This window comes from Endozoicomonas ascidiicola (assembly GCF_001646945.1).
Taxonomy (GTDB): Bacteria; Pseudomonadota; Gammaproteobacteria; order Pseudomonadales; family Endozoicomonadaceae; genus Endozoicomonas; species Endozoicomonas ascidiicola.
Genome location: NZ_LUTV01000005.1, coordinates 542,539 through 551,516, shown reverse-complemented (window position 1 = coordinate 551,516; position 8,978 = coordinate 542,539). Strand labels below are relative to the sequence as shown.

General features: G+C 48.5%; 10 protein-coding genes and 1 pseudogene. All 11 read right to left on the bottom strand.

Translation table 11 applies throughout. The features are described 5' to 3' along the window. Positions 1-195 precede the first annotated feature (195 nt). On the bottom strand, positions 196-807 hold the full coding sequence (locus tag AKL11_RS16175) for a LysE family translocator (protein ID WP_067519272.1): 612 nt from the start codon (positions 805-807) through the stop codon (positions 196-198). A 146-nt stretch (positions 808-953) separates the two neighbouring features. Beyond that, entirely contained in the window at positions 954-1,259 is a 306-nt protein-coding gene (gene mnhG / locus AKL11_RS16170) for a monovalent cation/H(+) antiporter subunit G (protein ID WP_095210437.1), read from the bottom strand. After that, positions 1,256-1,567, bottom strand: a complete 312-nt coding sequence (locus AKL11_RS16165; RefSeq protein WP_067519269.1) for a monovalent cation/H+ antiporter complex subunit F — start codon at positions 1,565-1,567, stop codon at positions 1,256-1,258. Before AKL11_RS16165 ends, mnhG begins: the two co-directional genes overlap by 4 nt. Next, complete coding sequence (locus tag AKL11_RS16160; protein WP_067519267.1) at positions 1,560-2,036, bottom strand: Na+/H+ antiporter subunit E; 477 nt, start codon at positions 2,034-2,036, stop codon at positions 1,560-1,562. Before AKL11_RS16160 ends, AKL11_RS16165 begins: the two co-directional genes overlap by 8 nt. Further along, positions 2,036-3,586, bottom strand: a complete 1,551-nt coding sequence (locus AKL11_RS16155) for a proton-conducting transporter transmembrane domain-containing protein (RefSeq protein WP_067519265.1) — start codon at positions 3,584-3,586, stop codon at positions 2,036-2,038. Before AKL11_RS16155 ends, AKL11_RS16160 begins: the two co-directional genes overlap by 1 nt. Further along, on the bottom strand, positions 3,583-3,936 hold the full coding sequence (locus AKL11_RS16150; protein WP_067519262.1) for a Na+/H+ antiporter subunit C: 354 nt from the start codon (positions 3,934-3,936) through the stop codon (positions 3,583-3,585). The genes AKL11_RS16155 and AKL11_RS16150 overlap by 4 nt, the downstream gene beginning before the upstream one ends. Next, the gene (locus AKL11_RS26005) at positions 3,936-4,328 is read right to left on the bottom strand and encodes an MnhB domain-containing protein (protein ID WP_216636464.1); all 393 of its coding nucleotides are present in this window, start codon (positions 4,326-4,328) and stop codon (positions 3,936-3,938) included. The genes AKL11_RS16150 and AKL11_RS26005 overlap by 1 nt, the downstream gene beginning before the upstream one ends. Further along, positions 4,328-6,601, bottom strand: a complete 2,274-nt coding sequence (mbhE, locus tag AKL11_RS16145) for a hydrogen gas-evolving membrane-bound hydrogenase subunit E (protein WP_216636465.1) — start codon at positions 6,599-6,601, stop codon at positions 4,328-4,330. The genes AKL11_RS26005 and mbhE overlap by 1 nt, the downstream gene beginning before the upstream one ends. Positions 6,602-6,746: 145 nt before the next feature. After that, positions 6,747-7,796 carry a DNA polymerase III subunit delta gene (gene holA, locus AKL11_RS16140; protein WP_067519260.1) on the bottom strand — a complete coding sequence of 350 codons (1,050 nt, stop codon included), beginning with the start codon at positions 7,794-7,796 and terminating at the stop codon, positions 6,747-6,749. Next, positions 7,793-8,362, bottom strand: a complete 570-nt coding sequence (locus tag AKL11_RS16135; RefSeq protein ID WP_157673605.1) for an LPS-assembly lipoprotein LptE — start codon at positions 8,360-8,362, stop codon at positions 7,793-7,795. Before AKL11_RS16135 ends, holA begins: the two co-directional genes overlap by 4 nt. 223 nt (positions 8,363-8,585) lie before the next feature. Further along, positions 8,586-8,978 (bottom strand): annotated as a pseudogene (locus AKL11_RS26285) (IS630 family transposase); the annotation flags it as partial.

Genomic DNA, 8,978 nt, shown 5'->3' with positions numbered 1-8,978 from the left:
AAAGAGCAGTTCGTAGGTAAAGCAATCGTGGTCGCTGGGAAGCAGGTCAAAGATGTTGGTTGGAAACAGCAAATGCTGGTTGAACTCAACAGGGCTATCCTTGAATTTTGGAGGTGGAGACATTTGGCATCATTATATTTGGTTTTGAGGTTTATCATAACTGATTTGGCTATTCTCGGTCAGCCTCCTAGACCATTACATCACCAGAATACGAAGAGCTACCAGAATTAACAGCGCTCCACAGAGCCGGTTAATCAGCGCAGCTCTTTTTTTCAGTGTGGGCAGTACACGTCCGTGGCCTGCTATCGAAGCAACAATGCAATACCAGATGCCATCACACAGTGTCGCCAGCAGTGCCATCAATAATTGCGTGGTGAGGGTTGATTGTGGTGTTACGAACTGACTGAACAGTGCCAGGAAAAACACGATAATTTTTGGGTTGAGAAACGACACCATAAACCCATCCATTGCCGCTTGTTTGATAGACAGCGCATTCGTACGATGGGTTTCATTGACTAAAGATGAACTTGAAGTAATCGCCTTAAACCCCATCCACGCCAGATAAGCAGCACCGCCCAAGGTAATAAAATGAAACAGCCAGGGAGTTTCTGTAATGATGATACCGATACCCGCCGTAACCAGAAACGCGTAAATGCCCACCCCCAACGCATGGGATACCGCAGTCACCAACCCATGGGCTCTGGAACCCTGAACGGTGCTTTTCATCACCGCAGCAAGGCTTGGGCCAGGAGACATGGCACCAAGTGCACAAATAGCAAGAAGGGATAACCAGGAAGAAGCTGACATGATGTTCTGTATCTGAATAAATTGTTATTAGTCTGCAGGATTATAGTGGCATATTTAATGCGTTGCCCACAGCATTATGCATTTATGAGTGCCTTCTTCAACAGGTTTGAACATTCAGTCCTGTTGAAGAAGAGGGGCTGAAAGAGTCAGTCCTGCTGATGCCCACGCCACATTTTGTAATTGTTCATTAACAGCGATTTTCCCAGCAGTTGTGCAGCAACAGGTGCGGTCATCAGAATGAATGCGATAATCCCCACAGCCCGTGAAATGACAGATGTATCGTTAAAGTGCAACGCAACCGCCATCATAATCAAACCGACTCCGATGGTGCCCGCCTTAGTTGACGAGTGCATTCGAATATAGGCATCCGGCATCCGTAAAATACCCAGTGCTGAGAAAAAGCTGAACAGCACCCCGGTGATTAAACAGAGGGCAACGATCCACTCCATCATGATTTTTCTCCTGAGTCTGAATGCTCATCGGACTGGCTCTGCGGCAAACGCATAATAAAACGCGCAAAGGCAATCGTACTGAGAAACGCTACCAGTGCCAGGGTGATGGCAATATCCATAAACGCGGTTGCGTTGCTGTAAATGGTAAACACGCCAATAAAGCCAATGGTGATAAAAGCGATCAGATCCAAAGCGATGACTCGATCCGCCAGTGATGGACCTTTACACAGTCGTATAAATGCCAGGGCGAGGCCAGCCAGCAAACCGGCAAAGGCAAAATTGATCGCAAAACCCATAATATCAGTCACGGGTCACCTCCAGAATACGACGCTCTAATGATGTTTTGATATCGTCGATCACCGATTGTTCGTCCTTGCTGAACATGGCGTGTACGATCAGAAATTTACGATCTTCACTGACATCCAGCGTCAAAGAGCCTGGTGTTAGCGACACGATATTGGCCAGTAACATAATTTCTAAATCAGACTCCACTGCCAGCGGTACTTTGATGATGGCCGGATGACTTAGATGGGTTGGCGTGATCACATCCCAAACAACTTGCAGGCTACTGGTCAGCAATTTATAGAGGAAAACAACCAACAGTTTCAGGGCTGCCAGAAACTTGCGCCCGTAATGAGGTTTATTCCGAAAAGGCTCCGTCAATAACAGTGCAAAAAAACCGACCACAAAACCAATGGTAAAATCGGTATTGGCATAATTACCGTTTAGCAGCATCCAGCCAAATGCTAATAGAATGTTTAATAAAAACAGGTTCATTAATGCGATCCTCCTGCGATTCCGTTTGCAGAGAGTGGCGCAGTGTGTGAAATACTGTCGCCACCAAGTACGGCATTAATATAAGGCTGTGGATTGAGCAGGTTCATTGCGGAGGTTTCAGCCAGCTGGTAAATCGGCTCGACCATAAAACCAATCAGAATGGTAATCACCGCCAGTGCCGCAATAGGTGTGATGTACAGACAGTTTTCCTGCCAGGACAGGGTGACGGGTGCAGGCGCATTTTCCGGCAGCGGTTTCCAGAACGCTTCGGCCCAGATTTTGGTCATCGAATAAATGGTCATCAGGCCAACAAACAATGCGGTTGCTGCCAGCAGATATTCTTCAGTTTGCAGGCTTGCCTTAATCACCAGAAACTTACCCCAAAAGCCGGACAGAGGCGGAAAGCCCGCCAGAGAAAAGGCCGGAATCAGAAACAGCAACGCCAGCCAGGGCATGGCGCTATAAGCGCCACCCAGCTCACGCAGGTTATCGCTGCCTTGCTTGCGTTTCAGGAAGCCGCCAATCAGGAACAGATTCGCCTTAACAATGATGTGATGGATGATGTAGAAAATCGCACCCGTAATGGCCAGTGGTGTGTAGATGGCAAATCCCATCAACATATACCCAATCTGACTGATAATATGAAACGATAAAATACGTTTAATATTGAATTGGCTGGCAGCACCGAGAACGCCGGTCAGCATGGTCAGGCCGGCAATCACAATCAGTAAAGGCTGATAACCACTATCAACCAAGTCAAACACAATGGTGAAGACGCGAATCAACGCGTAAACCCCCACTTTGGTCAATAGTGCCGCGTACAAGGCGACAATGGCACTGGGCAGATGATGATAGGACGCAGGTAGCCATGAGAAAACTGGAAACGCAGATGCTTTAATAGCAAAGCCAAAAAGAAACAGGCCGGAAATCAGCATCATCGTGGTATCAGACAGTTCTGCAACCTTGGCGTGCAGATCGGCCATATTCAATGTGCCGGTGGCACCATACAGCAGACCGATGGCCAGCAGGAACACCATGGTGGAGATCAGGTTGAGCACAACGTATTTCACCGCCGCATCAACCTGTGCTTTATTCGCCCCCAATACCATCAAGCCAAAAGAAGTAATCAGCATGACTTCAAAAAACACATAGAGATTGAAAATATCACCGGTTAAAAAGCTGCCCATCACACCGGCCAGCAGCGCATGAATCAAACTGTGATAAATGGCGTAGAAAGGTTTGCTGCGCAAATCGGCAGTGCTGTACAGCACAATGGCGATACCGATGATGGCGGTAATTAACACCATACTGGACGACAACAGGTCGGCGACAAAGACAATCCCGAAGGGTGCTTTCCAGTCGCCAAAAGCGGTCACTTGCAGACCATTGGCAATAACCGTTTGAATCAACAATATGGCAACCAGTAGATTAGCAATGGCCCCCGTCCAGCTGATCACCGACGACAGTGACTGTTTACGAAAACTGAAAGCGCAGGCCGTTGCCGTCAGCAACGGAATAAATATAGGCATAACGAGCAGCCATTGCGTCATTGCTCAGTCTCCGCGTGTTGCATTTTATCCATATCAGCAGTGCCAAGCCCTTTGATGGCTCGATAGGCCAATAACAGGGTGAACAGCAATAGACCGAAACCGATGACGATGGCGGTAAGAATCAGCGCCTGTGGTAACGGGTTTGCGTAACCGGCTGCAGGCAGTAAGGCATCGCTGGCAATCAGCGGTGGGTTTCCGCGGGTTAAGCGGCCGGCAACAAAAATGGCCAGGTTGATGGCGTTACTCACCAGAATCATACCGAAGAGGAAGCGCACAATATGGCGCTCCAGCATCAGGAACACGCCGCAGGCAGTCATCAGGCCGACCACCAGGCACCAGAGAAATTCCATTAACTTAACTCCTCTTCCACATTCAGCAGAACCATGAGTACGGATCCGATGACGGCGAGATAAATACCAATATCAAACAACAGTGGGCTACCAATTTTTCCCCACCACAGGCCAGAAAGAAAAGGCTGCCCGAAGAACAATGGCAGCAGTCCAGCCAATAGCGCGATTAAAATACCTGAGCCTGCAAAGGCTGCAGGTGAATAAACCAGACGCTGGCGCACGTAGTCAGTGGTTTCGGCCAGCATTAACAGGGCAAAGGCAATAACGGTAATAAGGCCGGCAATAAATCCACCCCCGGGATTGTTATGCCCACGCAACAGCAGGTAAACGGAAAACACCAGCATAAGCACCGTGACAATATGGGCACTGGTGCGAAAAATAATCGATGACATTAACGATTCTCCCTGGTGCTTTCAGAGACCAGTTTGTTAATCCGTTTACCGGCCATGACCGCAACAGCAGCCAGTCCGGCGATCACGACAACGACGGCTTCACCGAGGGTATCGAAAGCGCGGAAATCCACCAGGATAACATTGACAATATTGCGTCCCTTGCCACCGCTGACGCTGGTTTGGGCGTAGAATTCGGAAATTTCCTGATTCATTGGGGTTGCTGTAATAATCCACAACGCCAGACTGATGCTGACCCCGATGCCGATGGCGACACAGGCATGAACCAGACGACGAGAGGTTGAATGTTTGGGGACGGAATTGACTGCGGATAAGTGGCGCAACACGATGGCGATAAAGACGACCATCAAGGTTTCTACCAGTAGCTGCGTTTTGGCTACATCCGGTGCGCTGTAAACCAGAAACACCATGGTGGTGAGGAAGCCAATGGTGCCGAGGGCAGCAACCGCCAACAGCAGGGTTCGCGCCTTGACCACCACAAAAGCGGCAATAACCAGAAATGCCGCGAGTATGACGTCGTAGTAATATAAATCCAATTCAATAGACGGCAATGGATGTACTTGCCAGAGTACTATTTTCCAGAGAGCTGTCCCGAGAAAAGCCAGCAGAACAATGAAAAACTGCAAACTGTATTGAGTCAGGTGGCCGTGCTGCAAAACACGGGTTTGCCAGTTCGCAACTTTAATCACGGTATTAAGAATACACTGGTAAACCCCCGAACCGGATGGTAACCCAGACATCAGCTGATCGAGCCGTGGCTTCAAACGTGGATAAACGACATAGAGCACAATACCCAATATCAGCGTTAGCGCACTGAGCAGCAGTGGCAGGTTGAATCCTTCCCAAAGTTTGACGGTTTTCACCTGAGTGTCAGGCAGCATTACTGCAGCAGCCGGATCAATCACCAGCCCCTGATACCAGTTCAGCAGTGCCACTGGAACAACAACAGATAACAGTGCCAGCACGATAGGCGGTATCCATAACAGCTGGTTATGCTCAATCGCTTTCATCGGTGCTGCTTTTTCGTGATGGGGGCTTAAGAACGGTTTGATGATGATCAACAGTCCCAGTGCAACCATGATGGCGTTAGCCAGCAGCATGGAACCGGACAGCAACCAGCCAAATTCGAGCCCCGCTTTGTAGAGATATTCTTTGGACAGAAAACCAAACGACGGTGGCAGACCCGCTTTGGAGGCAGCGGTCACTAAAGCGGCGATAAAGCTGATCGTAAGCACGGCTCGCAGGCCTGCAAGTTCATGGTATTCGCGGGTGCCGGTGGCTTTATCGATATTGCCGACCACCATAAACAGTCCGGCTTTATAAAAAGAATGAGCGGCAATCAACAATAAAGCGGCAGTGACCGCATAACTGCTGCCTATACCGATCAGCATGACCAGCTGACCAAGAATGACATTGGTACTGAAGGCAAGCATCAGTTTCAAGTCAGTTTGGCGGTATGCCTGTATCGCACACCACAGCGCGGTAAAGGCACCGGCGCTGCACAGCAGAGTGAACCATAAGGCACTGTCACCGTATACAGGCAGCATTCGCGCCAGCAGGTAAATGCCAGCTTTCACCATAGTAGAGGAGTGCAGGTAAGCACTGACCGGTGTTGGCGCAGCCATGGCACCGGGTAACCAGAAATGAAAGGGAAACTGTGCTGATTTGGTAAATGCTCCGAGTAGAATAAGCAACAGTGAAGGGGTAAACCACGAATGCTGAGCCAGCGACGCGCCTTGAGTAATGATGGCGCTGATACTGTAGGTACCCGCCATTTCGCCAAGCATAATTAAACCAGCCAGCATTGCTAGACCACCAGAACCAGTGACCAGCATGGCTTGCAGAGCATTTTTACGGGAAATTTCCTTTTCGTGGTTAAAGCCAATCAATAGATAGGAGGTGAGTGTTGTTAATTCCCAGAACACAAATAACAGAAGCAGATTATCAACCAGGACCAATCCCAACATAGCCAGCATAAACAGCGTCAGGTACAGATGAAACGCAGCGCGACCTTTATAGGGTTTCATATAAGCGACAGCGTAAAGCTGTATCAGAAACCCGACACCACTGATTAAACTGGCAAACAAGACACTAAGGCCATCAAGGCGCAGCGAGAAATTAATATCCAGTGATGGAATCCAGGACCAATAAAACAGGGATTCGGGCGGTTTATAGCTGGCGCCGATCAGCAGAAAAATCCCAAGCGGCAACAGTGTGCAGAACGCTAACCAGAGTTTGAGTATTGGGTTTTGCATCAAGAAAGGCCGTAAATAGTGTTTTGATTAAAAAAGCCGTGATTTATGTCGAACATTATAATGTCACTTTCGCTCCACTATAAATAAAAGTTATGTCGCCTATAAGTGCGTATTTTTAGGTATTTTTATCATAGTCAAAGCAGTCTCATCGAATAACTGCCATGGGGGGAAGGCCAGAAAGATACAGGGTGAGTGATAAGAGCTGATCCCAGACATTGCCTTTCTCAATGCCTTTTATACAACGGTCGACGTTTCCGGAGGCATTCAACATCGCCCGGAAGTCTCTTTCGCTATGACGGGTAATCGCTTTATTTAACAACCCTTTTCTTCGTTTTAACAGGAAGGCATTGAAGCCCATGGCTTTTGCCGATTGATCAATGGCGAGGTCCAGTGCCAACCCTCTGGACAGGGAGCGGCTCAATTGGCTCAACAGCCGAACTTCTCGAGCCAAAGCCCAGAGAATAATTGGCGGCTCAAGCCCTTCACCTTTTAATACCCCAAGGATTCTAATGCACTGTCGTGTATTGCCGGCAAGTGCCGTATCAATAAGCTGATAAACATCGTAGCGGGCACTGTCAGCAACAGAGTTTCGAACCGTTTCTTCGTCAATGGTTTGGTCTTTCGCCAGCAGTTTTAGTTTCTCAAGTTCTTGAGAGGCGGCGAGAAGATTACCTTCCACTCGTTCAGCCACAAGGCTGAGTGCTTCAGGGGTTGCCCGATAACCATCAGAGTGCAGTCGTTGCCCCAGCCAGGTTGGCAGCTGTGCAGACTCAACGGGCCAGATAGCGACAAAGTTGCCCACTTTTTCCAGCGGCTGAAACCATTTGGCTTTTTGCTGGGTGCTATCCAGTCGATCGGTGATCAGCAGCAACAAGTTGTCCGGAGACAGGTGACTGGTATATTCCATGAAAGCCTTACTGCCAGCATCGCCTGGTTTGCCGCTGGGCATGCGAATTTCAAGAATCTGCTTTTCGGCGAATAATGAAAGGCTGTTGGCTGTGGCTAGAAAATCGCCCCAGTCGAAATTGTTCTCAACGTGGTAAACGTGTCGTTCAGAGAAACCGGCAGCCCGTGCATATTGGCGAACCTGGTCGCAGCATTGGGATACCTGAAAAGGTTCATCACCACTGATAATATAAACGGGGGCAAGCTGTTTTTTCAGCTGCCCCTCAAGCTGGTCAACTCGAAGCTTCAAGGCTTAACAGCTTCCTTTTTTTGTTTTTCGATATTTCGTATTCGTTGAACTTCGGCTTCAACGTCTGCTTTGTTCAAACTGCTGATGCGCATCAGCGTGGCAGCGATGAGCTCCTGACGAAGTTCGTTGAATACAACCGCCTGTTCGGAATCAGAAGCGTTGGTGGTGTTTTCATTCAGAGTCAGATAACGCTCACGGTTCAATTTAACCGGCGCAAACAACGGCAGACCAGACATCGTCTCTAATTGATAGGTGACGGAGAAATTGATTTTCTGTTCATACCGATCGGCAATAGCCACATTCTCCTGCTCAGAACGTTGTTCTACGTCAAGCAGGTGGATATTGTAGGGTGCATCAGCCGAAACATCGATACCGCTGTTTTCCATCGCTCTGGACAGGTAACGACTGAACACGGATTCATCACCACCATTTTTACCAGCAATGGCAATCTGTTTGAGATCGCCAGTAGCGTTCATCTGCCCTCGGAGTTGGAAGCCGCAGGCGGTCAACAGACTGGTCATTAGCAGCAGCATGGACAACGCTACTGAACGATGGGTGTGTTTCATGATCTCTCCGATGTTCTCTTCATAGTCCGATGTTCTCTTCATAGATAGTATCACTGATACAGGAACAATAACGGCTAACTTTATCACGAGCGGGATAGGGCGGGAAAAGAAAATTCAAGCCGTATAGTGATGTTAGAGAAAAAGAGAAAAAACGGTGTTTGGCGCATTTACAGGGATTTAGTCTCGCGGTCGCTAGTGTAGTGCCCCCGTTCTTTTTGCTGCTTAAGCGGCAATTAGCTCGAACTACCTTCTCCAGTATGTCATTAGCCTTGGCTGTCCATATAAACGGCTTGGGCTTCTCGTTATGTTTTTCGATATATTCCTCTATTGCCTCCACAAGCTCTGGAACACTTTTGAATMCCCCTCGACGTAAACGCTGTGTGGTTAAATCTCGGAAAAACCTCTCAACCATGTTCATCCATGAAGCTGATGTCGGTGTAAAGTGAACGTGGAATCGCGGGTGCTTTTCCAGCCACTCTTTTACCTTCGGATGTTTATGAGTTGCGTAGTTATCACAGGTAAGATGTAAAGACTTATCTTTTGGGGTTTCCCGATCAATCTGTTTCAAAAACTTCAGCCACTCTGCATGAGTATGCTTTTGCTGGCATTGACCAAT